Genomic DNA, 23,578 nt, shown 5'->3' on the forward strand with positions numbered 1-23,578 from the left:
CCTTCTCTAAAGCTTCGTTAAGTACATCAGCTTTGTACCTGCACCCGCAACCATAGGCGTGTTGTGCATGGTAGTAATAATAAAAGCCGTTCCTACCTTTAGACGCGCTACCGGTTAGCTGACGCTCACAGGTTGCACACTCCAGGAAGCCTTGTAGGGGCAAGCCCTCGTGAACCTTCACAGCTTGCACCCTTAACACCCTCTTACGTCCATTAAGTATATCTTGAACTTTATAAAACAAGCTTTCCGAAATGAGCGGTTCATGCAACCCTTGCACCCATTGTTCATCCTCGTCTTTAAATTGGCTTACGACAATTTTCCCGCAGTACACCGGGTTTCTTACCTCCCGATAGAAATTCATCCGACTGATGGGAAAACCCTGGGCATTGGCCATTTTGCGGATTTGATCAGGCGCAAATACGCCATCACCTATTGTTTGAAAAATCCATTGCATAAAAGGCGCTTCAACGGGATTAGGCGCAATATATTTCGAACCATCTTCGCGCATCTTATTATCATAGCCAACAGGTGCAACACCCATATACCTGCCCTCCTTCTTCGCCCGGCGCATGCCGTGTTTAACATTCAAAGCCCGCCGATCATTTTCAACCTCCGGGGCAGCCAGGTAAAAGGCCAGCATAATTTTATTTTCAGGAATTTCGAGGTCAAGCGGCTGTTCAACAGCCTGTGGTTCAATGCTTAATTTGAGCAGGGTAGAGATCATTTGATAGGCATCCCCGGCATTACGGCTAAACCGGTCCCATTTTGTAAAGAGCACCAGATTAACACCCGTGCCTTTTTGCCTGCGGATTTCTGTAAGATATTTGTTCCATTGCGGCCGATTAAACGTTTTGGCCGAATGATCCTCGTAGATTACCTTCCTTACCGTAATTCCATTGATCTCACAATACTTGTGCAAACGCTCGTCCTGATCTCGTTGTGAATACCCTTTATCGGCTTGTTCTTCGGTACTTACCCTAATATACAAATCCGCTATCCGCATCATTTCCTAAATTTTAACGTATTGATTTACAGATAATTTACCAATTTTATACATAAATTCTAAAATTATTCTGGCTTCTTCTAAGGTTACAATTGTGCCGTGCTTTTCCAAAATTCTAACCGCCATTTCCGGGGTCACTCCTCTTTTCTCAACTTTCATATAAGTTCCATCCTTCGCTAAAGCGCAAAACTGCAGATACAATACCATAACCGTTCGCAGGGCGCACGCAAGATGCGCGCGTTAAACCCATTGCAAAAACTAAGGATGGAAACAGGTCTGTCGTAAAAGGACTCCTACAGGGCACTTTGCGCCCCGCAAGGCCGCCCGGGGTTTCGGGCGGCTTATTTGTCCATGATTAGATTGCCACGACAAAACCAGCCTGACAGTTTGCAGCTTCTTTTTCTGCCGTCTTGCGGTCATCGAACACGAGGTTATTGCCATCTGCATCTGTACAAATGGCCGCGTAAACTAAACCGCCATGCGCTTCCAAAACCAAGTATTGATTTTGGCTTGCTAATTCCGTCTGTAACGGTTGGTAAAACAAGGCCACCGCTTGCCTGAAACGTTCAGATTTGGAACAGCGCAAACCGTACTGCTCCACGCAATGGTTACTAAAAATGGCCGGGTAACCACCAAAAAGTTGCTCTGAAAATACGTTCCCGCTCTTTGTCAGGCCCTTACCGTAACGTTTGATCCCTGCACTTACCTGCTCAGCAAGGCTTAGCCATTGCTGATAGTTTATAAATGGATTGTTCCAATTTTCAATTAGTTCCTCTTTATCGCTGGCTACTTTCCCCGCCATGTGTGCAAAATAGTCTAACAATGGAGGAATCTCGTCTCTAAACAGGTCGAAAATGATCTTTGCTTTTTCGACGTTAGTTAACTGATCTATCGTTTTCATCTTCATTTCTTTTTGGTAATCGCTCTAATTCTTTATTGGGGTTATCGGGCATAACGGGCGGATGATCGGCTAAACGAAGTTTCAAGGACACCTGATCCTGATCGAATGCAAAAGCGATGCGGGAAGGCCTAACTTCCCGTATCTCCAATATTTCGGACTTTCGTTTTTTCAGTGTGTGGTAAACGTCCCACAAAGCCAATTTAAAGTCCTAGCCCAAACCGGTAATGCGATGCCCTTTATCAATTTTGCCGTTCAGTTTGCGGATGCTCAGCGTAAATACAAACGCATAACCAATGATTAGCTTTTCCATCAGCCCTGCATTTTGTTTGCAATCCATTCGGCGGTATAGGCAGCGTGGTCGCTGATATGCCTTTGCCAAGCACTTTCCGAAGGTGACCAGCGGAAACCAAAGCCTTTTAGCTGCTTCCTGATCTCGGCATCGGGCTTGCCTTCAAAAATGATCTGCAAACGATTGGCCTCGCGGTTCTCAAATATTCGTATGCCATTGATCGTTTTATCCACTGCCGGCTTCGACTCCTGCCTTTCTAAACCTTTGATACGTTCAGCGATCCTGCGAATGTTAGCACCATTATTCGTCATCCTAAACGAAGGAAACCCCTTACCGCCAAATTGACCTTCCGCAGTTACTTCCGCCCATAACTTTTCCGTGCCAAACCCGAGCTTCAAAAATCCCTCCTTATCGCCTTTCCTGATCAACTTATTGGCGGCTTTCATAAAAGTTTGCAAAGCTTGTAAACTATTCAGCTTCTCCCGTAACTTTTGCAAGGCCTGCGGATCATCAGACGAAATGGCGTTATCGTTTTCGATACCGTACGCCTTATCGTTATAGTATTCCGCTTTTTTTTGCATGGCCACACTTTTACCCATGGTGTCATGAATGCTTTGACGGTAGCGGCGGTCGCGCCCTTCAGCATGATGTCCGACCAAAATCGGCTGCCCCATGGGTATGGCGCTTGCCATTTGATCAGATCGTTCAAACAGCCGTGTCGATTCGGCCTGGCTTTTTGCGGCACGGTTACGTGCGTTATCCAGCCGCCTTTGGCGGCGTTCTTCAAAATCGTGTTTCATCGCTTTACTTTTTTAGTTTATAGTCCATGATCTGCGTTTCCATCACCTTAACCTTTTCGGTATCCCTTATTGTGCAACGGGACTTTTCGTTCAATTCGGCGATGGCATTGTGCACCTTGACATGCTCGTGTTTGATCTTCACCTTAACCAACAAAAAAATGGTGTCTTCCATGGCTTATTGATATTGGTTAACAAATTCCGCCAGTTCCAATTGAAATGTTGCAGGGTCATTTTTTGCCAGCTCCTGTGCATAACCATGCCAAAATAGTTGGTTGGTTAATTCGATAAATAATTCTAACATAGTCATCGTTTTTGATGGTTCATCCATTTGAATAATGCCCTGTGTATCTTCATACGCAGGGCATTGCCATTTATTAAGGAATAACAATAGTTGCTTCTACCTCGGCCAGCTTTTCAATACAAAGCTGTTTCACCACATCCACCACACGGGCGATGATAAAAGGGTTCTTGGTCACAAACTCTTCCCCGCCATCATCCGAAATTACCAGTTCGCATCGTGGGAATTTGCTATCCCCTGCCACGTCTTCCTTATCATCATTTTGCGCAACGATAAAGCTGTCCAAATTGCTGATGGTATTGGTCAACTTGTTCTTTTGGCTAATCTTCTTGCCCAACGTTTCTACCAGTTTCACGGTATCATCCAAACCACGTACGTTTTGGGCTTTACGTTCGTCCTTAAGTTCCTTTTTGCCCGGCCCGGCACTTGATGCTACCGCTTGCGCGGGAGAGGCCAGTTGTTGGTCTTGGGCTGTGGGTTGATTTTTAGCGGGTTCATTTTTGCCGTCTTTTGCAGGTATGCTTGGGCGCATCTTATCCACACCTGTGTTGGTATTTACGTTAACTGTTTCAGCTCCGTTTTTTACTTCTTTAGTTTCCATGACTTAATTTTTAAATGTTTACTACTTCATTCCATTTCAAACCCTTGCGAGGGGCGTCGGTCTCTATCGTCCGTCCAACCCGGAGGTCCTCTTTTTTTCCGCATGTCCATAACTGTTTTGCTTATCCATTAACCGCTCGGCATACGCCTCGCTGGCTTTTTGTAAGCGCCCTGACCTGAACACGGCGGGCAGAGCCGGCAAGACTTTGCGGAAAAAAATACCTCGGCCGCCCCGCGGCCAGGGAAGATTTTTTTTCGCAAACCCGGAGGGTCCGGTCTTGTCCGGGCTGAACGCCGTTCAGAAATTTGCATGCGAAAAAGCCAGTGGGGGAAAATCAGGGAAGCTGAAAAAGCCTGACCAATAGCGGAAATAAGCGCGGCAGCGCTGTTTCCCAAAAAGCGGTGAAGCGGTGCAGTGGAACGGAGCGGCTGGAACCGCTGGCCTGGAAATCCATTAATAGACCTTCGATAGTCCGTTCGCCGGGTTCCTCCGGGTAAACCAGGCCAATGAGCGCAAAGAGGATCGTTTCCATTAAAACAACCGGATCATCAGCATCGCATTCATCAGTGCGCCGCAAAAGGTTAAGGACATAGCGGATCAATACCAACAGATCACGGCCGTTAGCAACACGAAATATCGCTGGTTGCGCAGGGCAATCCCCGCACCGTGCGCCCAAGATCGAAACATAATTTTTGATCACACTGTCCGGCCAGTCGCGGATCGGCCAAAGACCATGCCCTATCCGCCGCCAGGTGAGGAGGCCGGATCGCAGTTGATCGAAGACATTCATGGACTAACCAGTTTTAAGAATTGCACCGGCTGCTCCCGCGCGGCCAGCCTGACCGCTAGCTCCATCGCCGATATGACCGATAGCGTCCGCGCGTGTCCAATGCCCCGGATCGCCATCAGGTCTTCCGCCTGTAAGGCCGCCAACCGTTTCAGATCATTACCCGCTATCCCCAATACCTTTTTCGCCAGATCTACCGCCGTCACGCCCGGCAGTCCGGCGCCAATCAACATCGCCAGCAGTTCCCCGTCACTCATGGCCTCCCTGCCCTGCGCCATCAGCTTCTCCCGCGGCCGTTCTTCCGGCACCCAGCTTTTGATACCCCTGACGTTTTCCGGCGGTGCAAACGGGCCGGCCTGGGCTTCCAGTTCCGCCCGGAAAGCCGCCGTACGGAAGACCGAATTCAGACACTGGATAAAGTTTTCGATATTACCCTGGAAAACCTGCATGATATGTGTTGTCCATTCTCCCGTCCGGTTCTCGGTGTAGGCCAGCCGTAAGTACAGCCGTTTGTTGACCGCCCGGTTCATGGAAATTTTGTAATGCCGGTCCTTATATGAGAATTTTTCTTCCGCTAAAATTTCGATATCCATCGTTGTTTCTCCTTTACCCAAAACTACCCACACAAAAAAAATTAGCCGGAATGCAATCATTTATAGCCGAACGGCGTTCGTTTAATAAACATTAAGTATCTGACAATCATGTTAAACCAAGAACAAAAACGTTGTCTGGACTGCGGTAAAGTGATGAGCTACGGTCGTACCGATAAGCTATACTGTGATGACATCTGCCGGGCAAGGGCCACGCGCAAGCGGCTGAAGCAGGAAACGGAAACCGGGCATGAAGATGCGCACAAAGCCGTGATCAGGGCGATCAAACGCAATTATGCTTTATTAAAAAAGGCCGTAGGTGACCGGGAACAATGGATCGTTGATTTTGAACCGCTTTACCGAAAGGGCTTTAACCGGATGTTTTATACAAGCGCCGAGCCCTCAGAGAATAGCCTGCGCTATTATTGTTTCGAATTGGGTTGGGAAGATATTAGCGAAGGTCGTTTGCAAGTAACCGTGAACAAGCAAAAGCTGGAAGTTTTTGATCCAGATAGCTTCGGGCCGGTTAATACACCCAGCAACGAGCCCGGGGAATATTGAATGATAAAGCCCCGCCAGTTGCCTGACAGGGCTTTCCACAAATCAAATTAAGCGTGAATGGATATTTATTTCGTCGCGTTTTTCTTTTCGGTCACATCCTTACGCATATCCGTCGCTACTACCTTGATCTGTTGCAAAACATTGCGGAAACGGGTTCCCGCGGCTTTGTTATTCTTTTCGTAGAAAGCCGCGCCTTCTTTTTCAGCGGTTTCCACCAGGGCTTTCAATTCTGCTAATTTTTCCATGATTTTAATTTGTTTTTTATGGTACAGAAGCCGTCTTTGGCGGTTTCCATACCATAAATTTAATGAATGATATATAGTTAATAGATATTTCAATAAATAAGCCGGCAAATATAAAAAAGCTACCTAAATGGCCATACCTTGCTCCTGGCCTTTGGCCTGCGCCTTATCCTTGCTGACCTCCTGTTTATTTTCTTTTTCCGGCTCCTTCAGGAACTGTTCGCGTTTTTCCGGCCTGCCATCCTCGCGGAAGAAATTGAGCTGGCGGTAACGCGGCTGGATTTCCGCAAACAATTGGCGCTCCTGTCCATCTTTGATGACCGTTACCAGCGGGCGGTTACCCTGTTCAAACGACCTGACTAACGACTCCATCTTCTTTTCATCAGCCAGCTCTTTGATGTTAAATTTCCCCAGCGTCTCTTTCAGATCAAAGCCAAAGGTCGGCACATGGTATTGCAGCATCTGGAAGTTCTGGTATCTGTCCTTCTGACTATCCATATCCAGCTTGTTCCAGGCCATATAGGGTTCGCCACCCAGCTTGATCAGGTCGTCACGGAACACCGCGCGGCCCTGGATCAGGTTGACCGCCTGCTCCGCTGTAAAGCCTTTACCGCGTTCTACGAAAAACGTCTGGCTAACCTCCGGGTTCTTATAGGTCCGGTTAAAATCCTTGTGTATATAATTTACACTGCCTTTTTCCATCCGGGCCAGTTCGGTCTTATTCCCCCAATCTTTACCCACCGCCAGTTGCGCATCGTTATGCTCCGTCTTGAAATAATTTATCGCCTCCGATGCCAGGTCAAAGGATTTGACCACCGGTTTGCCTTCCTGTTTCTTTTCCGGATCAACCACCATATACTTTTCGCCCTCCGCCAATGGCTTGCCGTTCAGCAAGCGCACATCAAACTTATTCAGGTAATAATTCTCGGACTGTCCTGACTGCCGGAAATACAGCAAAAGATCGACCTGTCCTTTATTGCCTTGTACCCGGTCGTGCAGGGTAAAATCGGCCATGCCTTTTTCCATCTGCTTTTGCATGTCTTCCTGTACCTTCTTTCCAAAACCCAGTTTGGAAAGTTCCTCTTTTAAGTTCTCCAGATTGTTATAATTCATCGCTTTTTCGTTTGTAAATGAATTTGCTTGTTTAATTTCTTCCAATAATTGTTCGACCGGCCGGAGCGTGATGCTATACCCCTGACCCGGCCCCGGGGGCTGATAGTTGGCGGCTTTCGCTTCCAGGTGCTCCCGCGCAAAGCCCAGCGTATCGAAAAACAAAAAATGCTGCGGCTGCAGTTCCACCATATCCAGCCAGGAAACAAAGACCGTATAAGTATAACCCACATCCTGTGCCTCCTCCAGCATCGCGATGATGTCGCCGGCATGACTCGTTTCCAGTTGCATAGCTAAGACTTATTCCTGCGCAATAGCACCTGCTGCCCGCCATGCAATTTTACCTTGATACGCTTCGCTTTTTTGCCCAGCAGGCTTTTCGCCGCCGAGATACCCGCCGTCGCTGCCTGGGTGCCCAGCGAGTAGTCCGCCGACAGGAACTGCATATTGTCCACCGCGCCCGTCGTCCCCTGCCCTGCCGCTTCGCCGATTTCCGCCTCCGGTGCCGCGATGCCCGGCATCCCGTCCAGTGAAAACACCGTCAGGTTCACCGGCACAATGGAAGTCCCCAAACGGATATTCCGGATTTCCAGCATGAGCCGCTGGTTCACCACCGTACAGGAACCCGCCAGCACTTGCCCTGCGCCAAACAACATACCCCCCACCCATGCACTATCCGTCAACCGCAAGCGCACCACGCCACCCGTCAGTACCTTCTGGTTGCCATCGATCACCGCCGGTATCGCTTTAAAGGCACTATCCGGCCGAACATAAACGCCTTCTTTCTTCAACCTTTCCTGTACCAAAGCCGGGTTCTGGATCTCCCTGATCTTATCCAGCATCGTGCTCAATTGGTTCATCTGCGGGTCTGGCGCAGCCGCCTCACTTTGTTTCTCTTTCAGCAATTTTTCCAAATGGGCTAATTGCTCACTTTGACTGTTGTCGGCTGGAACACGCAAAGGCGACTTAACGGCAGGTTCAGCTGGTGTATTGATCTCCTGATTAATGGCTGCCAGCCTTTCCCTGATCTTCACCTCATTGGCCGCAGCTGAACCTGACTGAACCTTACTAAACCTCGCCGTATCCCAGCCTAAAGCAGCAAAAGCCCCCGCAGCGGAATGTGACCTCGCCGAAGCGCTGTCCTTCGCGGCCTTTTCCAGCAAGCCCAGCTTATCCTCCGCCTCCGCTTTACCCAATTGCGCACCCGGCAAATGGGTATTCAAACCCTGGTGGCTACTCGTCCCTACCCCTCTTCCCCCGCCCAAAGCATAAAAGCCCAAAGCGGAAAACAAAAGCACGAATACCGGCATAACCAAGAGCATCACTAATTTTCTTTTTTCTGGTGTTGTCATTTAAAACCTCCTTTACTAATATGTCCTCAATGAATAAATCCCTTCCAGATCAGCAACAGGCAGCAACCGCCGAACAGCAAAATGAACAATACTAGCGCTACGGTCCAGGATGTGCGGTTCCAGTACTGCGTATTGCGGCTTAAAAAAGCTGCTGCTTTACGCTTTTTGCGTTCAATGCCCGAACAAAACCCAACCAACCAAACCACTGGTTCGCCTCGATCTTTCTGCCATTTCTTAAACAACCTCATGGCCGGTTCCCTTTCCGCGTTTCATCCTCATTTTGCAGGATCTGCCATCCCTGGATCAGAAAGCCGTGCGGGTTATTATCCGTTTCCGTTTGCAGGTCGCTGACCTTACCCTTCGTCACCAAACGTCTTACCGCCGTACTCGTCGCCCTGACCAGCTTCTCCGTCGCGAAACAGGTAAAGCCATAAGGATAATTATCCATATCCAGCGCGATACTATCCACCATTACCTGCTGGTTGATATTCCCCGAGACCAGGTTATTGTAATAACCCGCCTCCCGCAAGTTATCATAGGCTGTTTTCGCCGTTCCGTCCGCCAGGTACAAAGCCTTATTGATCGTCGCCGTGATCTGCTTATCATCCGGCACCAGCGTAAAAAAGTCCGTATGAAACGTCTTGATATGATCCCTTAACTCCACCGGCAAATTCGTCTTCCGATCCGACGCGAAAGCCGGCAACACCTTCCCATTGTACAGGATATGCACCCGGTCCTGCGCCCGTTCCGCCAGCTTGAAGCAGCGGTAGTCGATAAACCCACTCAGCACCACGCAGCCGGCCAGGAACAAATAGCTGAACCGCTTAATGTGCTTAAAAGCAGTGTCTATATTTTTGAAATGTTTGAACATAAGCCCTCCTTTATTTCCCTTCCAATTTCTTTTGCTGATAATCACTTCCCGTACCGCGGTAACCCTCCATAAAATCTGAAGGCGCATAACGGATATTGCCGCGTGCCTGCTCCGAACGTTCGCCCAAAACCGCCGCACCGGAATACCCCGCGCTGATGGTCGTATTAACCACACGCTGCGTAATGCGCGTTACCTGGTTCAGCAGCCCATTGCCGCCGTGCGCATGGATCACATAATTGGCCACACCCGGCACCGAGAAATAACCCACGATCCCGATACACAAAAAGATCAGGTAAGCCAAATCCGTCTGGCTGAAAAAAGTATCCCCGCTGCTTTGGATCTGCGAAATATCCAGCCTGATCATTTCCTGCTGCACCTGCCCGATGATCGAGCCGAAAATATTCGCGATCGGCAGCCATAAAAAGATATTGACATAGCGGGCGATCCATTGCGTCAGCGTATGCTGCAAACCATCAAACACCGCGAAGCCGAACACCAGGGGCCCCAGTATGGCCAGTACGATCAGGTAGAACGTCCGGATCACCTGGATACACAGGATCGCCGCCGCGTACAGCACCTGCAATACCTCGCTCATCCATTCCTTGATATTGTTCTTAAAATTGTAAGCTTGTTTGTCCATCCAAAATTTCAGGTCATTCCCCAGGGATGAAAAAGTCCCCTCGTTCTGGTCGTTCGGATCATCAGGATGCGTGTACTTGTACCATTTGTCCCGGTCCCCACTGCCCTCATCGCCGACATACATCTGGTAAGTGGAACTGTGTTTGATCGCCTCTTCCTTTTGCTTCAGCAGCAGCGTAATGCTGTTATCCGAATGGGCTACCATCGCGTTTGTTGCTGTAATGACGGGTTGCATCACACCATTCATCAGCGCGATGACCGCCGGGAACAGCAGTATGGCCATGCCCAGCGCGAAGGGCCGCAACAGCGGATAAAAATCAACAGGCTCGGCCCGCGCGATATGCCGCCACACCCGGGATGTGATATACCACAACGCGGCGAAACCCGCGATACCCCTGCCTGCATCGATCAAATTGCTGCAAAGCGGTATCATCTGGTCATAGACCTTATTCAATACCGGCTGCATCCCTTTCAGGCTGGAAGTCATATCCTGGGCAGAACATAAAGAGGGCAGTAACAACAACACGAAGCCCCCCAGCCCTCTAAAGGGTGAGCTATTGCCTATTTTCTTGAATTGATTATTCATGGGTACAGGGATTTTAGGTTATTGACTTCGTTCTGTTCCCGTTGCCTTTGCAAAAGCAGGATATGCGTACGCCGGTTAAAGTCCCGCAGGAAATTCCGTTTATCATTACCGGAAGCATAGATCCGGTCGATCGCCGACAGGCGCTCATCATCGCTCATCCGTAATTTGGAGGCGGTGATCACATTGATCAGTTCGTTGACATCGTTGAGCGCCGCGCCGGTCAGTTGCGCATACACCCGTGCCAGGTAATCCAGTTCACCGGCATTAAAACCGCCGCTGGTCTGAAACCCGCGGAAAGCGCTTTTATATTCCGACAAGATGTCCGCCTCATCCGCGATAATATCCGCCACCCGCGCGTATTTCGCCACTTCAGGGTTGACCTGCATCAGGCCATTCAAAAACAATGAGTGCAAATTAAAATTACCCTGCGCCATAGTTTTGACCTGTTCATAGCCCTGCGTCAGGATCGTATAACCCCGCTGCATGTCCGACAGTATCGCTTTGAACTGCGTCAGTTTTTCGATATCATACAGCAACTGCTGCATATCCTGCCCGGTAGAGATTTGCGCTTTTGCAGGCGGAAAACTGAAGGCGCACAGCAAAAAGCAGAGGCCCCCCAGCCCCCTAAAGGGGGAGCGAATAAAAAACTTAATTAATTCCATAAAGCCTCCTTACTATTTCTAAATCGTTTAATGAATTATGATGCTGAATGATGAACATCCGTACGGCATTACAGAATGAGGTACTGAACACCAGTTTTTCCCGGATGCGCTCATCAATACCATCCAACCGTTTGATGCGCTCATCATCGGTTAACTGTGCTTGACCATCGGTCATTACGAATTGCCATTCAGACAGGTCTTTGTCGGTTTCCGTAAGTACCGCCGTTTTGACCCTACCGATATAACTTTTGGTATCCGCATCCGAACCCGATAAACCGTTCAGATGGTCAAATTGTCTCGGAATAAGCTCAGCAAGGGTGACAATACTATCTGCTTTCGGATCGTTTTTGATGGCCGGATTAACCGTTTTCAGGGAGTTGTAATATGCCGAATGCAGGTCAAACTCCCCTTTTACCCCATGACCAATACCATCCCAGCCGTCTTGCGCGATCCGGTAACCTTGTTTAACAATACCACCGTATTGCTGCAGCGCGGCTATCTGCTGCTTCAGGTACCTGATCTGTGTTTTCTTTTGGCTAAACCATTCAGCGAATGTTTGCGCATGAGCGCACACCGCGCCAAGCGTGAAGAAACAGGCACCCAAACAAGTAATCCAAAAACCTTTCCGCTTTTGCCTTTCACCTTTCCCCTCATTCCAAACCATAATATGTCTTTAAAGTGAGCACCTCGTTTTCATCTTTGGCCCGCTGGACGCTGAGCAAAGCGTTCTGTTTATTAAAAGCTTTCAGATCGCTGCAATTCGTATCGACCCGGTCGGCCGCCTTATCGATCAGTTCCAGGCGTTTCGCGTCGGTCATCTGCGTTTTAAAGGAATTGATGACGACCATGATCTCATCCAGGTTTTTGACACTCTCCTGCAAAATCCCGGAATGCACCTTTTGCATGTACTGCCGTTCATCCGCTGAGAAATGCGGATCCGCTTTCAATAAGCCCCAGGCGTGTTCATATTCGCTGATCAGCGCCGCCTGTTTCGTCGTCATCTCCCTGATCCGTCCATAATAGGCGATGACGGACTTTACCGTCAACAGTTCCCGGTAATAGCCGTCAAAGAGCGCTTGCTGTTTTTGTGACCAGTCGGATATTTCGTTTAGCTTCCATTTAGAAAGCTGGTTTTCCAGCGCCTTTTGCGCATTTTGCAGCCAGATCGTCTGGTTCTGCAGCCGCTGCACTTCCAGGTCAACGGCCCGGATCACCCTGCCCACCGTCGAGGATATGACCGAGCCGACCACAAACTGCGCATCAGCTCCTTCGGGCAGGGAAACCAGTATAGTAGCCGACGATAGCGGCAAAATGACCATATAGGTTTTCATGATTTTGATAATTTGTTTGAACACAATAGCCTCCTTTAGCGCCGCAGGATGCGACACTTTGGTATGTGGTGAATAATTTTGTTAGTTAAGTTTCCGGTAAACTGCCTGTTTCAGTATCAGTATGCCTTTATCGGGATCAAAACGAAAAACGCGGCCCGCCGTGGTTTCCCGGAGCAGGTTGCTTTGCCTGTCAAAATCCCCTTCAACCCGTTCCAGCTTGTGCATTTTCGGCAGCAGCTTGCCATCGCGGATGCGCTGATAGCCCGTATGACGGGTAATGATATAGTACTTATCCAGGGTATGGGTAAAAATCAGCGTATCATCGGCAATGGCATATATGCCTCGCGCGTGGTTCAGGTACATCCCGTCAATAAAGGATTGTGCTTCAGCGGTTCCACCTTGGCAGGCAGCCAGGAAAGACATGCCGCACAGCATGGTAAACCTGGTGATGTGTCTCCTCATGTTGCTTTGTTTTTATGGGTTAATTCCATGGCCAGCATCGCGATACCTTTTTGAATGCTACCGTATTTTTTCGCGTAAGCCCGGACCTTTATTTTTTCGCTCTCCTCGGTCGTATAAGCCAGGTATTCACTCAGGCTGACCTCCGTGCGGTAAACTTTACTGTATTGGCCGCCCAGGGAGATAAATACCTCCTTGTACCTGCGCGTAGGATCATTGGCCCGGTTCATGGAAAGGATCTGCACCTTTTCCTTTTCGGTGAGGCCCAGGAGTTCCTGTATCGCATCAAACTTGTTCTGGTACTTCGATTGGTCGAGCAGTATCTTGCAGTCGCTGTTATTGATGATCGCCTGCTTGACAATAGGCGAAGAAATAATATCTTCTCCTTCCTGTGTTACGGTAATAGGTTCCCCATAAAACTTGCGCATCGTTTTATACAAATACCGGATATATTCCGCCATGCCTTCCTTGGCGATAGCTTTCCAGCATTCTTCAATCAGCACGACCTTGCGCATACCCGGCAACTTGCGCATTTTGGAAATGATCATCTCCATGATGACCAGGGTGACGACCGGGAAAAGAACGGGATGGTCTTTTACCGCGTCTATCTCGAAAACGATAAAGCGCTGGTGCAGCAGATCCAGATTTTCGGTGGCGTTCAGCAAATAGTCGAATTCACCACCGCGGTAATAGGGGTTCAGCACATACAGAAAATTCGCCACATCAAAATCCTTTTCTTTCACCTTACCATCTTCCAGTACCTGCAAATAATGCTCCATCAGATACTCATAAAAAGTATTGAAACAGGGAAACACATCCGGATAGCGGTCAAGGTGTTCATCATAGCCCGTCAGCGCATTGGAGATGGCGACATATTCCGAGCGTGTATAAGGCTCATCATCCTTTTTCCAAAGCGCCAGCAGCAAGGTTTTGATACTTTCCTTTTTTTCGGTATCGCGCACATCACCCTCGGCCAAATAAAAAGGATTAAACCTGATCGGGTCGTTCTCCGTATAGGTAAAGTAGAAACCGCCCGCCAGTTCGCATAAACCCTGATAACTGTGGCCAATGTCCATGACCACAACATGGGCGCCCTGTTCATGATAAGAACGGAGCAAATGGTTCGTAAAAAAAGATTTTCCGGAGCCGCTGGGGCCCAAAATAAACTTTGATCTGTTCGTGGTTATACCGAGCTTCATCGGCTCGTCCGAAATATCCACATGCACCGGCTTACCCGTCAAACGGTCACCCAGCCGTATACCAAAGGGTGAAAGGCTGTCCCGGTAATTGGTTTCGAGGTTAAAGAAACAGGCGGCCTGCTCGATAAACGTGTCAAAAGTATCATTCATCGGAAAATCCGCTTCGTTACCCGGCATACCGGCAAACCAGATCTGTGCCGCGCCATCGGTTTCCTGTTTGACCGTTGCATCCAGCTGCGCCATGGCCGAACCGATCCGATTTTTGAGATCGCGTACTTTGGCCTCATCATCCGACCAGGCCAATACATTGACATGGGCCTTGACGGGTAAGCGCTGTTCAGCAATGGCCTCGTTCAGGAAATCATTGACCGCGTCCCGGGCTATGGCGTTTTCACGGCTATAAGCGGATAAGGACTGCAGGCGCAACTTTTTTGCCTCCAGGCGTTTGATCGTTTTCCGGCCGTCTTCAACGAAAATATACTGGTTGAGGATATGATTACAAGGTAATAAACTCCCTAAGGGCGAAGCGAAGCCGATACCGAATTTGCTGCGGTCAGTGCTATATTGATCATAATTAATACGGCTTCCGCACAGCGGCGGCAAGTCCTCCACATCGGACAAGGTATACAGTTCGCAGCGGTTCCGGCCTACCCGAATGTCATCCCTGATATGGATATCCTGCAAGCAAGGCCGTTCATCGCTGCCCTGCAGCATCAGATAACGTTCAATGACCCCGGCCCGCTCCCGCGTACCGGCTAATTCCTCGTCCGGTAAACGCAGCAACTTCAGGTAGCCGCTGTCCGCCAATACCCGCTCGAATTGCCCGGCACGGTCCAAAAAATCCGGGAACAGTACCGGATCAACCGTTTGCCGCGGCACGATACTTTTACGCAGCATATTGCTATAGGCCGAAGAACTGAGTTTACGGTCTTTGGGCTTTTGCGTCAGAAAGACATAGCAATGATGCTGCAGGTATTCGCGTTCGTTAAAAAAACGTTCACTGGCGCGTGACAGGAAACCTTTTCCGGCTTTTTCAAAATCGGCTTTAAACCCGTTTTCCAGCCACCAATCCTGTTTATGCAATACGCACCCTGCCGGCAATAAGCGGATCGCTTTTACCCAGGCCTGGTGATAAGCTTCATAATCCCGGTCGGATAAAGTGAAAATTTCCGGCAGGCTGACCTCATAGGCGATCGTAATATCGCCCTGGGCTGACAGTATCGCCCCGCTTTCCACTTTAGTCAGCGGCAGTATTTTCTCCAGGTTGATTTTCATAAGGACGTGTTTTTAGATGAAGGAATAGTTTTCTCGAACGGCAGGCAATAAAACCGGGCAATCGCTTTTTCGCGAGGTATTTGGACAGCCCATGTTCCCCGAACCGGCGACTGAGCCGGAATACGCAGACAAACAAAGCGGTACCCAAAGCCAGTATCAGCGGCAGGATGACCCGCAAGCGCAGACCACAGATATATCCGGCGGCGAAACCTATGAGTAAAAGAACCAGCCCGACCGCCAGGTAAGCGATGTATTGCGCTTTCAGCCCCTGGAAAACTATAGGCCTGGATACCCCTTTGTGGATCCGGTAGCTACTCATAAGCCAAAGAAAGATTTGAGTACCGTAGCCACGACCACCAGGAACACGCAGGAGCCAAACCAGGCGGCCGCCACTTTATTGGTGTCTGGTTCACCGGCATTCCATTTATTAAAGACCCTGATCGCGCCGATGATACCGACCACGGCCCCGATGGCGTACATCAGGTTACAGCCCGAGTCAAAATAACTTTTGACCTGCGTCGTCGCTGAGGTAATACCGGCATTGCCATCCTGGGCAAAACCGTAACTGATCGTCAGCAGCCCGGCCATGAGCATTAATACTTTGGTAAAGGCTATACGTTTCTTTTCTGCAGGTAGCTCCCGGTAAGCCTTAATCCGGCTTCGCCACCATAGAGATAGCCTTTTGCATAATAACTTCATTGGGTTAAATTATTAGGGTTAATTCCAGAGGGTGGTTAATTCTTCATCCGAGATCGGAAAAAGGGCGTTTTCGCGGATGTAATCACTGAGCGCCCGTCTCGAAGCCGGATCGCGGATAGCGGCGTATTTCGCTTTGACCAGGCCAAACAGGGAGATGAAATCATCTTTCGTACCCTGCTCTTTTTCCAGCGTCAAAAAAATACTTTTCAATTCCTCGAGGGCATCAGGTATCAGGCTCTGCTGCTGTTCCCGGCTGCTATCCACATCCGGGTGCCGGGCAAAACTGAAGGCGTTCATACCCAGCCGGGACACCCCTTCCGGCATTTTCGGCCGGCCCATCAGGCTATAGCCGGTATCCGCTTCCGGGTCGTCTTCCAGTTCTTCTGCCCAATCCTTACGGAGCGGTTCGATGCGCGGCTTTTGTTCATGACGATCCAGCCAGGTTCGAAGCTGTCGCCTATACCAGAAAGGCAGCAACAGCAAATACCAGGTGAGGCCGAGGATCAGGGCAACCCATAAAAACGGTTGCCAGGTCAATTGGTGTAACATAATATTTTGCTTTTCACCCGCCGTTCCATTACCGCGGGTTGGTAGCGCAAAGATTGGCGGATCCCGGCGCCCGCATGCGCAAGCCAGCCGGTACTTGCGAACGATTTATCCATAACCACCTGATTTTGTATTATTCTTTCGGGGCACTTTGAAGGCCAGATCATCATCTACCCGTTTGTGAATGGATTCCCGCATCTGATCGATATACCGGCTCGGGCTGCTGACCTTCCGGTTCCGGATATCGATAAAATCCCGGTAGGCCCTGGACAGGTCGATTTCCAAATGCTTTTCCATAAAACGGATGATCAGCGACAGGTCGGCATTACCATGATTCAGCTGACCGGTAAAATAGAGCGCGTAGATCACCTCCACGAGGTTAACTTTATCCCCTGTCCATTTCAGGGCCGGCAATTCAGCCTCGGCTTCCATCCCTGTCAAATGTGCCGGATCCAAAGTGCTGAGGGCCCGGAGCAGATCCTCCTGTAAACGTTCAAAAGCGATGATCTTGGCAAACAGGTAATCGCAAGCCGTGGAGAACCCGGGATCCTGATCCGGCAATTCCGGCAGCAGCACACCGGGCGCTTCCGCGCCCCGGACAAAATAAAGCCCATCCAGTTCCGTTGTCCCCAAACGATAATACTGGTGGTAAAAACCGACATGCCGGAAAAACCGCTGTACCACCCGGAGTTCTTCCCGGTAAAACGCCTTCAAAGTTTCCGTATCCCCGGCTGGCATACGGATGTCCAGATCGTATTTTCCCAGGTAATAGATTCGTAGCGCGTCAAATCGTGGTTTGACCCGCTTAAAAAAATCGATCTCATCCTGCACCCGCGGAAAAGGGTGTTCCTGGATATAAGTCCGGAGCTGTTTTAAAGCTGAACGGACCGCCTGTAAAATCAGTTTGAGTTTTGGCGCCGCCGCGGTTTCCGCCGTGCTGATCCGCGTGATCTCCTCCTGGAGCTTCCGCAACAAGTTTTCGGCAAATTTGATCATCGGTTTATATTGGTTAAAGGTAAATGCTGCCATGCCGGTCATCACGTTTAGCCCACAGAAAACCCATCGTCATCCCGGCTCCGCTTGATGTTTAACCGTATCAACCGGTCCGGCTCTTTATCAGATAATTCCCGGAACAGTTGCTATTCTGAATTAAAAATTATTAATTAGCAGATATAAAACATTAATCCAAAGTTAATTACTGTAACCCAAAGACGTTTTGACACTAATCAAAATCGTATGCAAGAATTGAACGAGCTTTCAGATACCGAGCTGTTATTCCAGATCCTGACCTTTATCGCCCCCCTCTCCGGCGCCTTACGCCAGCGTTTTGAGCACTTCATTGTCCGCAGGACCTACCCCAAAAAACACCGGCTGCTGGCGGAGGGGGAGATCAACCGGCATATCTATTTTATCCGTCAGGGATTCGCCCGGGCCTTTTTCCTTGACCGGGAAGGCAGGGAACATACCACCTGGTTCATGGGCGCCCACGACCTGATGATCTCCGTATACAGTTTTTATACCCAGCGGCCTGCTGCCGAATACATCGAACTGCTGGAAGACAGCGTGCTCCTGTCCATGACCTGGGACCAGCTGCAAACGATCTACGCCGAATTCCCGGAATACAATTACCATGGCCGCCTGGTGACCGAACGCTATTATATCCAATCCGAAGAACGCGCCATCCTGCTCCGTACGAAGGATCCCGCGGAACGTTACCAGCTCCTGCTGGAGAAATACCCGGGTATCCTGGAAAAAGCCTCCCTGGGGCAAATTGCCTCCTTTCTGGGCATCACCCAGGAGACCCTCAGCCGGATCCGGGGGAGAAGACGAATTTGATCCAAATCAAAAAATAAAGCACCAACGCTCCCGAGATTTGGATCAAACCATCAGCCATGAAACAGCAAGCCATCCTCCTCGCCATCCTGCTGAGTCTCCTGACCGCCTGCCGGAAGACCACAACCGATCAACCGATACCTAATCCCGTAAATAAAGATTTCAGCCTGGATGCCGTCAAAGCATGGTATGCGCGACAGCCCCAAAATCGCTCCCTGACAGTTATAAACTGGGACGGCGCCGAATACCGGGAAAACGGCGGGACAACTTACTGGCTGACGGGCATCAGCGGGCAGCCCATCTTTCAGGGCATCCGGCAGGGATACCGGAGAGCCGCCTTTTACCGGGACACTACCCAACAAATCCGGGAGCAGATCCTGGAGATCATCCCCGATGGACTGACCCTCCAGCGGAAAGGCAACCTGCCTGCCAACCAATTCACCGGGCGCATTTTTGTCTATAGCCCGGATAACCGACTGCTCCATGGCGGTGTCTACGCCGCCGGTAAGCTTATCGGGCTCATCCGGTCCAGGGCCCCGCAGGACACCGGCAAACTCAAAACCAACCTGCTCGCCGTAGATTGCACCTGGTACCAGGACGCTTATGCCGATGGCGATGGCGGGGTTACCGTCTACGCCGAAAAGGTCTGTAACTACGAACTGGACGGCGGCGCATCCGGCGGCTTCAGCGCCGGCGTACCCGCCAGCACCGGGGGCATCGGCGGCGGCAGCGCCCCCAACCTTCCCCCAGCCCCAGTCGTATCCAACCTGCCGGGCGAGAGCGGCCCTGCCGTCAACCCCAAAAACCTCATGCTTTGCTTCGGCAGCATCCCAGACCAGGGCGCTACCATGACCATTACCGTTTACGTGCAGGAACCCTTTCCCGGCACCTCTTTCAACATCGGCCCCAACAGCGTAGGCCATACCGCCATCGGCATGACCAAGAGCAACGGCCAAAACAGCGTCACCCAGGTCTTTGGTTTTTATCCTGACGCAACCGGTCTGGACAAATTACATGCATCGTCGAAAATCGCATTAAACAACGCCTTAGATTATAATGTCAGTATCACCTACACCGTAACCGCGGACAACTTTAACAAAATCGTCAATTATGTCAGCAACCCTCCCCCTACCTATGACCTGGTCACCTTCAATTGTACCAGTTTCGCGTTTTACGCCTGCCAGGCCGGGCAAATCAGCTTACCCGACCCGACAACGGTTGTAGGACTCCTGGGGCCTGGCATTCAGCCACATGCCATGACACCAGCCGGTCTCGGCGAAGGTCTGGACAACCTGCAAGACGCGGCCAACCTCAATAAAAACGGCGGTATCACCCCGCTCAGCAAAGGTCCCTGTAATTAACACTGACACTTAATACTATCCCCATGAAAAAAATCATCCTGATCAGCCTAGCCCTTATCCTCATCGGCAGTAACCTCCCTTTCTTCAGTTTCTTCCTGGAAGAAAACTATAGCTACAGCAATAAAGACGGCAGTTTTACTTACAGCGAAGAGGGCGGCAAAGGAATGTCATTCCAAAGCTGCATGATTTCATACGGCTATTTCCTTTGCCAGCACCCCGAAAAAAACACAGGTGACATCCGGTTATACCGCACCTTTACGGTCAAACCCTGGCGTTTCTGGGAGTGGCGGGAGATGGTCTTTCACAGCGAGCGCTTTTGGTTACCCTATCAAGGACCCCGATAAAAAATAGCGTGCAGATTTTGAAATACCTTTTCAATTTTTTGATTGCCATTTAGGATAATAATAGGGCAACCCATATCAAACCATAGGATATTTATACCATCATTTAAGTCAGTATGTTTACTCAAAGCTACCTTTAGGGGCATAAACGCTACAATCATGATAACTTTCGGCAGCCGTTTAACTTCGATCAGGAAAGAACGTAAGGTATTACAAAGCGATTTAGGTATCAAAGCTGGTGTTCATAGGTTGCTGGTAAGATTGCTGATGACCTGAGTGTGTCATTAGGTTACCTTGCAGGCAAAGCAGATAGATCAAGCTCTCCTATATAAAGTACTATCTATCCAGCAGCTTGCTGACAAAGACAGAGAGCATATCATGTATACCATTGATGGCCTTATCCAACACGTCAAGATACAAATAGCTTATAAAAAGTATAAGCCCAACGCGGTGGTTGGGATCTTACTTACTTTAACACATTTACTACATGTGGCATCCTCCTAGTAAATGTATTTTGCTATTTCTATTCCTCTTTAATGCATCCAGCTTTGATAGGATCGAAGTCTAGCGGCCATATTGTAGAGAGATTATAGGTAGCTCCTTTGAGATTGGCTGACTCAATGCGTCGACATGTCATTATAGCCCCATGTAAGTTACTACCGCTAAATTCAGCATCATGTATATCAACATCATTCAGATTAGCTCCGCTTAGATCAGCGTCGTTAAAGTTGCAAAAGAAAGCCTTGGCCCCCTGCAAATTGGCTCCTCTTAAACTTGCCTTCATAAGGTAAGCGGTTATCAAGCTGGCCCTTGAAAAATCACAATTATTCATATTAGCACCAGCCATGAAAGCACCTCTTAAATCACTACTTATAAAACTGGTATCATGTAAGTCCATACCTTCAAATATGGCCCTATGTAAGTTTAGGCCATTCAAATTAGCTCCTACTAGTGTATCGTAGGGTACGTCTAACACATCATCGGTTGCAAATAGTATTTTCATAGTCTTATTTATTTCCCCAGTCTAACGGATCTACTTTTGTTGATTGAATTGGTTTCACCATAGGTGCTTGGCTCGGTGAAAGATTACCGGGTACCTGCGCTGGCTCTTGACCAACAATTCTTCCTGCGACGAAGCGATGATTACCCTCAACTATTACATCACCAGCAACTTTTATTGCGGGTGCTTCACTTCCCGCATCTAGCATGTTAACATATCTTTGTACCACAGGTAAGGACACTACCCCTTGTGTTGTCTGCATTGTTGAGCCTTCAAGAGCATTCGCAATTCCCTCAGCGGTGACGGGAGCTCTAGGAGCGACACTTAAAGCTTCTGCCGCAGGAGCAGCCCCTCTTAACGCACTTACTCCTTTACCAATAGCCCCTGCAACACCCATGCCAACAGCCTGATCCACAACGTTTGCTCCGGCATTACCAAGTATAGGGCCTCCTGTTTTAGCGTCGTCCGTAGCTATTGCTTTAATTAATTGGTAGCTTTCCTTTGCTTTTCCGTAAAGCCCGCCAGTAGAAGCATTAGCTAATGCTTCTACTGGGTGAGCAGCAACATTATTGACATATCCGTTAACCGCATTTTTAATTGTAGTTACCGGATTCGTTGTAAGTACTTTCTTTATTCCCTGGTAGTGGCTGACAAAGCCTTGCTTAATCTCTCTTCCCCAAGCACCCCAATCCGGCCACATTCCATCGGGGTCAATGAATCTAATTGGATCATCAAAGCCATACGAATAAGGACTCCACCTTCTACCTTTCTCCGCCAAGGGATCGATAGATGTCCATCTTGCAATAACCGGATCATAGAACCTGGCACCGTAATCGTATTGGCTGAAAGGTCTATTATTCTATTATTCTTTTGGAAACTCCTAATGAGCTCAAAAGATTATCAGCGACCTCTCTTGCCTTCATCCACATAGAATTATCCCTGAAATCGGCGTTATTCCACAAGTGAGCAGGTATGTTACTTATTATGTGTTTGAGAATCGTTATTTGTTCAATATGAAAATCATTTAACAAACCTAAATTCTGCAAGGGTATAAGGTTAATATGATCGAAAAATGTATAGTAATCGCCTTCCAATTCCTCAATGTAACCTTCTATTTCCTTTTTCGTTATTTTTTCGAAATCCGGAGATACCATAATCAATGTATCGATCAAGAGATTATAACCATTTGCCAAATTCATGTCTGTTTTTATTGATTTATATTTACAATTTTCGATTTATCATTTGCTGTAGGTTTATAACTATCATCAACCACTTTAATTTTTCCACTGCCACTGTTAATCTTGTAATATGGAGTATTTCCATGCCTCCCACTGCCTTCTGTAAAAGAAACGAATCCATCTTTCCCATCTTGAGTAAACTTCCAACCCTCACCATCATTTAATGGTGACTTTGTCCACCCGTCACCTAATATATTTCCAACCTCGTCAGCAGATTTTCCCCATATGCCTTTAGGGTTGGCCTGCAAGTCTCCAAACGACTTAAGCTCAATAGAACCCTCTGCAACTTTTGCTGCATCTGCTATTTTAGCGGCTTCACCAACCTTTGCAGCCTCACCCATTTTAGCAATATCGTTAGCTTTACCTATATCCCCACCCGGTAAACCTAACTGAATTGCCTCACCTGTAACAACTGCTAAGACCTCAAGCCTATCAGTATTTGTTCCAGTAGTTGCCTTGACTGTATTATGAGCAACCGCTTTAACTAATCCATTTTTTATACTGCCATCACTCAGTCCTTTCCCTATCTTGCTTATAGTATGTACTGGATTTTCCTTAGAAGTGGCCCTTAAATTATCCCAGCCTTCTTGTAAGTTCTGTGCTACCTTCCCAACATAGTACGCAATCTTTCCCCAATCAGGCCACATACCATCAGGATCTATAAACCTAATCGGATCATCAAACGCATAAACATAAGGACTCCATCGTCTTCCTTTCTCCGCCAAGGGGTCGACACTTGTCCATCTTGCAATGACCGGATCATAGAACCTTGCACCGTAGTCATATAAACCCAGGTTCTCCTGCAGCTCCTTCTTATTGTAAAGATACTCATTTTTTGGACTGGCCACACTCGTGCTGATCTCCATACCGAAGGCATAGTAATCATCTACCTGTACCTGCCTGGCTGTTCCCGTGCCTGTATCAAAGTTTACCCGGCTATTGCCCAGGTGATCGGTTAACGTGTATTCATAGTTGTAACTTGCCGCGTCTTTAGGCAATGCCCT

31 protein-coding genes and 2 pseudogenes are annotated in these 23,578 nt (G+C 48.8%); 4 read left to right on the forward strand and 29 right to left on the reverse strand.

The annotated features are described in order from the left end of the window. Positions 1 to 7: 7 nt before the first annotated feature. The 9 genes and pseudogenes from FHW89_RS28840 to FHW89_RS12170 all read right to left on the reverse strand — a co-directional run. Positions 8 to 1,006 (reverse strand): annotated as a pseudogene (locus tag FHW89_RS28840) (recombinase family protein); the annotation flags it as partial. A gap of 3 nt (positions 1,007 to 1,009) precedes the next feature. After that, entirely contained in the window at positions 1,010 to 1,162 is a 153-nt protein-coding gene (locus FHW89_RS12140) for a hypothetical protein (protein ID WP_172335294.1), read from the reverse strand. A gap of 196 nt (positions 1,163 to 1,358) precedes the next feature. Further along, positions 1,359 to 1,904, reverse strand: a complete 546-nt coding sequence (locus FHW89_RS12145; protein WP_172335295.1) for a hypothetical protein — start codon at positions 1,902 to 1,904, stop codon at positions 1,359 to 1,361. Positions 1,905 to 2,213: 309 nt separating this feature from the next. Then, on the reverse strand, positions 2,214 to 2,993 hold the full coding sequence (locus FHW89_RS12150) for a DUF3560 domain-containing protein (protein WP_172335296.1): 780 nt from the start codon (positions 2,991 to 2,993) through the stop codon (positions 2,214 to 2,216). Between the two features lie 4 nt (positions 2,994 to 2,997). Beyond that, positions 2,998 to 3,165: a hypothetical protein gene (locus FHW89_RS12155; protein WP_172335297.1), complete on the reverse strand. Its 168-nt coding sequence runs from the start codon at positions 3,163 to 3,165 to the stop codon at positions 2,998 to 3,000. A gap of 3 nt (positions 3,166 to 3,168) precedes the next feature. Further along, positions 3,169 to 3,294 (reverse strand): hypothetical protein, encoded by a 126-nt coding sequence (locus tag FHW89_RS28970; protein WP_256367784.1) that lies wholly within the window; start codon positions 3,292 to 3,294, stop codon positions 3,169 to 3,171. 73 nt (positions 3,295 to 3,367) lie between these two features. Continuing rightward, the gene (locus tag FHW89_RS12160; protein ID WP_172335298.1) at positions 3,368 to 3,892 is read right to left on the reverse strand and encodes a hypothetical protein; all 525 of its coding nucleotides are present in this window, start codon (positions 3,890 to 3,892) and stop codon (positions 3,368 to 3,370) included. 334 nt (positions 3,893 to 4,226) lie between these two features. Beyond that, on the reverse strand, positions 4,227 to 4,682 hold the full coding sequence (locus tag FHW89_RS12165; RefSeq protein ID WP_172335299.1) for a hypothetical protein: 456 nt from the start codon (positions 4,680 to 4,682) through the stop codon (positions 4,227 to 4,229). Continuing rightward, the gene (locus FHW89_RS12170) at positions 4,679 to 5,272 is read right to left on the reverse strand and encodes a UPF0758 domain-containing protein (protein WP_172335300.1); all 594 of its coding nucleotides are present in this window, start codon (positions 5,270 to 5,272) and stop codon (positions 4,679 to 4,681) included. Before FHW89_RS12170 ends, FHW89_RS12165 begins: the two co-directional genes overlap by 4 nt. A gap of 108 nt (positions 5,273 to 5,380) precedes the next feature. Between FHW89_RS12170 and FHW89_RS12175 the strand changes: the two genes are divergently transcribed. Further along, positions 5,381 to 5,830: a hypothetical protein gene (locus FHW89_RS12175; protein ID WP_172335301.1), complete on the forward strand. Its 450-nt coding sequence runs from the start codon at positions 5,381 to 5,383 to the stop codon at positions 5,828 to 5,830. Between the two features lie 65 nt (positions 5,831 to 5,895). On the opposite strand, the gene FHW89_RS12180 is transcribed toward FHW89_RS12175, so the two are convergent. The 16 genes from FHW89_RS12180 to FHW89_RS12250 all read right to left on the reverse strand — a co-directional run bounded on the left by FHW89_RS12180 (position 5,896) and on the right by FHW89_RS12250 (position 17,830). Beyond that, positions 5,896 to 6,075 (reverse strand): histone H1, encoded by a 180-nt coding sequence (locus tag FHW89_RS12180; protein WP_172335302.1) that lies wholly within the window; start codon positions 6,073 to 6,075, stop codon positions 5,896 to 5,898. A 123-nt stretch (positions 6,076 to 6,198) separates the two neighbouring features. Further along, positions 6,199 to 7,473 carry a hypothetical protein gene (locus FHW89_RS12185; RefSeq protein WP_253952221.1) on the reverse strand — a complete coding sequence of 425 codons (1,275 nt, stop codon included), beginning with the start codon at positions 7,471 to 7,473 and terminating at the stop codon, positions 6,199 to 6,201. A 2-nt stretch (positions 7,474 to 7,475) separates the two neighbouring features. Then, positions 7,476 to 8,534 (reverse strand): conjugative transposon protein TraM, encoded by a 1,059-nt coding sequence (traM, locus tag FHW89_RS12190; protein WP_172335303.1) that lies wholly within the window; start codon positions 8,532 to 8,534, stop codon positions 7,476 to 7,478. Positions 8,535 to 8,560: 26 nt separating this feature from the next. After that, the gene (locus FHW89_RS12195; protein ID WP_216650557.1) at positions 8,561 to 8,782 is read right to left on the reverse strand and encodes a hypothetical protein; all 222 of its coding nucleotides are present in this window, start codon (positions 8,780 to 8,782) and stop codon (positions 8,561 to 8,563) included. Beyond that, positions 8,779 to 9,405: a conjugative transposon protein TraK gene (traK, locus tag FHW89_RS12200; RefSeq protein WP_172335304.1), complete on the reverse strand. Its 627-nt coding sequence runs from the start codon at positions 9,403 to 9,405 to the stop codon at positions 8,779 to 8,781. Before traK ends, FHW89_RS12195 begins: the two co-directional genes overlap by 4 nt. Before the next feature lie 10 nt (positions 9,406 to 9,415). Continuing rightward, positions 9,416 to 10,630 carry a conjugative transposon protein TraJ gene (gene traJ, locus FHW89_RS12205; RefSeq protein WP_172335305.1) on the reverse strand — a complete coding sequence of 405 codons (1,215 nt, stop codon included), beginning with the start codon at positions 10,628 to 10,630 and terminating at the stop codon, positions 9,416 to 9,418. Then, positions 10,627 to 11,292: a TerB family tellurite resistance protein gene (locus FHW89_RS12210; RefSeq protein ID WP_172335306.1), complete on the reverse strand. Its 666-nt coding sequence runs from the start codon at positions 11,290 to 11,292 to the stop codon at positions 10,627 to 10,629. The genes traJ and FHW89_RS12210 overlap by 4 nt, the downstream gene beginning before the upstream one ends. Then, positions 11,279 to 11,956: a hypothetical protein gene (locus tag FHW89_RS12215; RefSeq protein ID WP_172335307.1), complete on the reverse strand. Its 678-nt coding sequence runs from the start codon at positions 11,954 to 11,956 to the stop codon at positions 11,279 to 11,281. Before FHW89_RS12215 ends, FHW89_RS12210 begins: the two co-directional genes overlap by 14 nt. Then, on the reverse strand, positions 11,943 to 12,623 hold the full coding sequence (locus FHW89_RS12220; RefSeq protein ID WP_172335308.1) for a conjugal transfer protein TraI: 681 nt from the start codon (positions 12,621 to 12,623) through the stop codon (positions 11,943 to 11,945). Before FHW89_RS12220 ends, FHW89_RS12215 begins: the two co-directional genes overlap by 14 nt. A gap of 81 nt (positions 12,624 to 12,704) precedes the next feature. Further along, positions 12,705 to 13,085, reverse strand: coding sequence for a hypothetical protein (locus FHW89_RS12225; protein WP_172335309.1), 381 nt, complete (start codon positions 13,083 to 13,085; stop codon positions 12,705 to 12,707). Beyond that, the gene (locus tag FHW89_RS12230; RefSeq protein WP_172335310.1) at positions 13,082 to 15,556 is read right to left on the reverse strand and encodes a TraG family conjugative transposon ATPase; all 2,475 of its coding nucleotides are present in this window, start codon (positions 15,554 to 15,556) and stop codon (positions 13,082 to 13,084) included. The genes FHW89_RS12225 and FHW89_RS12230 overlap by 4 nt, the downstream gene beginning before the upstream one ends. Then, positions 15,519 to 15,875 carry a DUF4133 domain-containing protein gene (locus FHW89_RS12235; RefSeq protein WP_172335311.1) on the reverse strand — a complete coding sequence of 119 codons (357 nt, stop codon included), beginning with the start codon at positions 15,873 to 15,875 and terminating at the stop codon, positions 15,519 to 15,521. Before FHW89_RS12235 ends, FHW89_RS12230 begins: the two co-directional genes overlap by 38 nt. Further along, complete coding sequence (locus tag FHW89_RS12240; protein WP_216650556.1) at positions 15,872 to 16,150, reverse strand: DUF4134 domain-containing protein; 279 nt, start codon at positions 16,148 to 16,150, stop codon at positions 15,872 to 15,874. Before FHW89_RS12240 ends, FHW89_RS12235 begins: the two co-directional genes overlap by 4 nt. 123 nt (positions 16,151 to 16,273) lie before the next feature. After that, positions 16,274 to 16,804: a hypothetical protein gene (locus FHW89_RS12245; protein WP_172335312.1), complete on the reverse strand. Its 531-nt coding sequence runs from the start codon at positions 16,802 to 16,804 to the stop codon at positions 16,274 to 16,276. Continuing rightward, positions 16,789 to 16,917 carry a hypothetical protein gene (locus tag FHW89_RS28975; protein ID WP_256367785.1) on the reverse strand — a complete coding sequence of 43 codons (129 nt, stop codon included), beginning with the start codon at positions 16,915 to 16,917 and terminating at the stop codon, positions 16,789 to 16,791. Before FHW89_RS28975 ends, FHW89_RS12245 begins: the two co-directional genes overlap by 16 nt. Continuing rightward, entirely contained in the window at positions 16,910 to 17,830 is a 921-nt protein-coding gene (locus tag FHW89_RS12250) for an RteC domain-containing protein (protein ID WP_172335313.1), read from the reverse strand. Before FHW89_RS12250 ends, FHW89_RS28975 begins: the two co-directional genes overlap by 8 nt. Positions 17,831 to 18,037: 207 nt before the next feature. Here FHW89_RS12250 and FHW89_RS12255 point away from each other — a divergent pair, with 207 nt between their 5' ends. From FHW89_RS12255 to FHW89_RS12265, 3 genes are read left to right on the forward strand one after another with little or no spacing between them, the layout of a single operon-like run. After that, positions 18,038 to 18,637 (forward strand): Crp/Fnr family transcriptional regulator, encoded by a 600-nt coding sequence (locus FHW89_RS12255; protein ID WP_172335314.1) that lies wholly within the window; start codon positions 18,038 to 18,040, stop codon positions 18,635 to 18,637. Positions 18,638 to 18,693: 56 nt separating this feature from the next. Beyond that, entirely contained in the window at positions 18,694 to 19,995 is a 1,302-nt protein-coding gene (locus tag FHW89_RS12260) for a hypothetical protein (RefSeq protein ID WP_172335315.1), read from the forward strand. Between the two features lie 23 nt (positions 19,996 to 20,018). Further along, on the forward strand, positions 20,019 to 20,339 hold the full coding sequence (locus tag FHW89_RS12265) for a hypothetical protein (RefSeq protein WP_172335316.1): 321 nt from the start codon (positions 20,019 to 20,021) through the stop codon (positions 20,337 to 20,339). Between the two features lie 520 nt (positions 20,340 to 20,859). Here the strand turns inward: FHW89_RS12265 and FHW89_RS12270 are convergent. The 4 genes and pseudogenes from FHW89_RS12270 to FHW89_RS12285 all read right to left on the reverse strand — a co-directional run. Further along, positions 20,860 to 21,339 carry a pentapeptide repeat-containing protein gene (locus FHW89_RS12270; RefSeq protein WP_172335317.1) on the reverse strand — a complete coding sequence of 160 codons (480 nt, stop codon included), beginning with the start codon at positions 21,337 to 21,339 and terminating at the stop codon, positions 20,860 to 20,862. A gap of 4 nt (positions 21,340 to 21,343) precedes the next feature. Beyond that, a pseudogene (locus FHW89_RS12275) lies at positions 21,344 to 22,165 on the reverse strand (RHS repeat-associated core domain-containing protein); the annotation flags it as partial. A gap of 25 nt (positions 22,166 to 22,190) precedes the next feature. Next, the gene (locus FHW89_RS12280) at positions 22,191 to 22,535 is read right to left on the reverse strand and encodes a hypothetical protein (protein ID WP_172335318.1); all 345 of its coding nucleotides are present in this window, start codon (positions 22,533 to 22,535) and stop codon (positions 22,191 to 22,193) included. 8 nt (positions 22,536 to 22,543) lie between these two features. Beyond that, on the reverse strand, positions 22,544 to 23,578 hold a 1,035-nt coding region (locus tag FHW89_RS12285), incomplete at its 5' end, for an RHS repeat domain-containing protein (RefSeq protein ID WP_172335319.1).

This window comes from Mucilaginibacter sp. SG564 (assembly GCF_013149275.1).
Taxonomy (GTDB): Bacteria; Bacteroidota; Bacteroidia; order Sphingobacteriales; family Sphingobacteriaceae; genus Mucilaginibacter.

Coding starts and splice junctions, on each gene's coding strand:
- FHW89_RS12260 (WP_172335315.1), top strand. CDS start 18,694: ATGAAACAGCAAGCCATCCTCCTCGCCATCCTGCTGAGTCTCCTGACC.
- FHW89_RS12270 (WP_172335317.1), bottom strand. CDS start 21,339: ATGAAAATACTATTTGCAACCGATGATGTGTTAGACGTACCCTACGAT.
- FHW89_RS12230 (WP_172335310.1), bottom strand. CDS start 15,556: ATGAAAATCAACCTGGAGAAAATACTGCCGCTGACTAAAGTGGAAAGC.
- FHW89_RS12180 (WP_172335302.1), bottom strand. CDS start 6,075: ATGGAAAAATTAGCAGAATTGAAAGCCCTGGTGGAAACCGCTGAAAAA.
- FHW89_RS28970 (WP_256367784.1), bottom strand. CDS start 3,294: ATGTTAGAATTATTTATCGAATTAACCAACCAACTATTTTGGCATGGT.
- FHW89_RS12265 (WP_172335316.1), top strand. CDS start 20,019: ATGAAAAAAATCATCCTGATCAGCCTAGCCCTTATCCTCATCGGCAGT.
- FHW89_RS12175 (WP_172335301.1), top strand. CDS start 5,381: ATGTTAAACCAAGAACAAAAACGTTGTCTGGACTGCGGTAAAGTGATG.
- FHW89_RS28975 (WP_256367785.1), bottom strand. CDS start 16,917: ATGGATAAATCGTTCGCAAGTACCGGCTGGCTTGCGCATGCGGGCGCC.
- FHW89_RS12215 (WP_172335307.1), bottom strand. CDS start 11,956: ATGGTTTGGAATGAGGGGAAAGGTGAAAGGCAAAAGCGGAAAGGTTTT.
- FHW89_RS12145 (WP_172335295.1), bottom strand. CDS start 1,904: ATGAAAACGATAGATCAGTTAACTAACGTCGAAAAAGCAAAGATCATT.
- FHW89_RS12235 (WP_172335311.1), bottom strand. CDS start 15,875: ATGAGTAGCTACCGGATCCACAAAGGGGTATCCAGGCCTATAGTTTTC.
- FHW89_RS12185 (WP_253952221.1), bottom strand. CDS start 7,473: ATGCAACTGGAAACGAGTCATGCCGGCGACATCATCGCGATGCTGGAG.
- FHW89_RS12160 (WP_172335298.1), bottom strand. CDS start 3,892: ATGGAAACTAAAGAAGTAAAAAACGGAGCTGAAACAGTTAACGTAAAT.
- traM (WP_172335303.1), bottom strand. CDS start 8,534: ATGACAACACCAGAAAAAAGAAAATTAGTGATGCTCTTGGTTATGCCG.
- FHW89_RS12240 (WP_216650556.1), bottom strand. CDS start 16,150: ATGCTCATGGCCGGGCTGCTGACGATCAGTTACGGTTTTGCCCAGGAT.
- FHW89_RS12140 (WP_172335294.1), bottom strand. CDS start 1,162: ATGAAAGTTGAGAAAAGAGGAGTGACCCCGGAAATGGCGGTTAGAATT.
- FHW89_RS12280 (WP_172335318.1), bottom strand. CDS start 22,535: ATGAATTTGGCAAATGGTTATAATCTCTTGATCGATACATTGATTATG.
- FHW89_RS12165 (WP_172335299.1), bottom strand. CDS start 4,682: ATGAATGTCTTCGATCAACTGCGATCCGGCCTCCTCACCTGGCGGCGG.
- FHW89_RS12195 (WP_216650557.1), bottom strand. CDS start 8,782: ATGAGGTTGTTTAAGAAATGGCAGAAAGATCGAGGCGAACCAGTGGTT.
- FHW89_RS12255 (WP_172335314.1), top strand. CDS start 18,038: ATGCAAGAATTGAACGAGCTTTCAGATACCGAGCTGTTATTCCAGATC.
- traK (WP_172335304.1), bottom strand. CDS start 9,405: ATGTTCAAACATTTCAAAAATATAGACACTGCTTTTAAGCACATTAAG.
- traJ (WP_172335305.1), bottom strand. CDS start 10,630: ATGAATAATCAATTCAAGAAAATAGGCAATAGCTCACCCTTTAGAGGG.
- FHW89_RS12155 (WP_172335297.1), bottom strand. CDS start 3,165: ATGGAAGACACCATTTTTTTGTTGGTTAAGGTGAAGATCAAACACGAG.
- FHW89_RS12220 (WP_172335308.1), bottom strand. CDS start 12,623: ATGAAAACCTATATGGTCATTTTGCCGCTATCGTCGGCTACTATACTG.
- FHW89_RS12170 (WP_172335300.1), bottom strand. CDS start 5,272: ATGGATATCGAAATTTTAGCGGAAGAAAAATTCTCATATAAGGACCGG.
- FHW89_RS12150 (WP_172335296.1), bottom strand. CDS start 2,993: ATGAAACACGATTTTGAAGAACGCCGCCAAAGGCGGCTGGATAACGCA.
- FHW89_RS12225 (WP_172335309.1), bottom strand. CDS start 13,085: ATGAGGAGACACATCACCAGGTTTACCATGCTGTGCGGCATGTCTTTC.
- FHW89_RS12210 (WP_172335306.1), bottom strand. CDS start 11,292: ATGGAATTAATTAAGTTTTTTATTCGCTCCCCCTTTAGGGGGCTGGGG.
- FHW89_RS12245 (WP_172335312.1), bottom strand. CDS start 16,804: ATGTTACACCAATTGACCTGGCAACCGTTTTTATGGGTTGCCCTGATC.
- FHW89_RS12250 (WP_172335313.1), bottom strand. CDS start 17,830: ATGGCAGCATTTACCTTTAACCAATATAAACCGATGATCAAATTTGCC.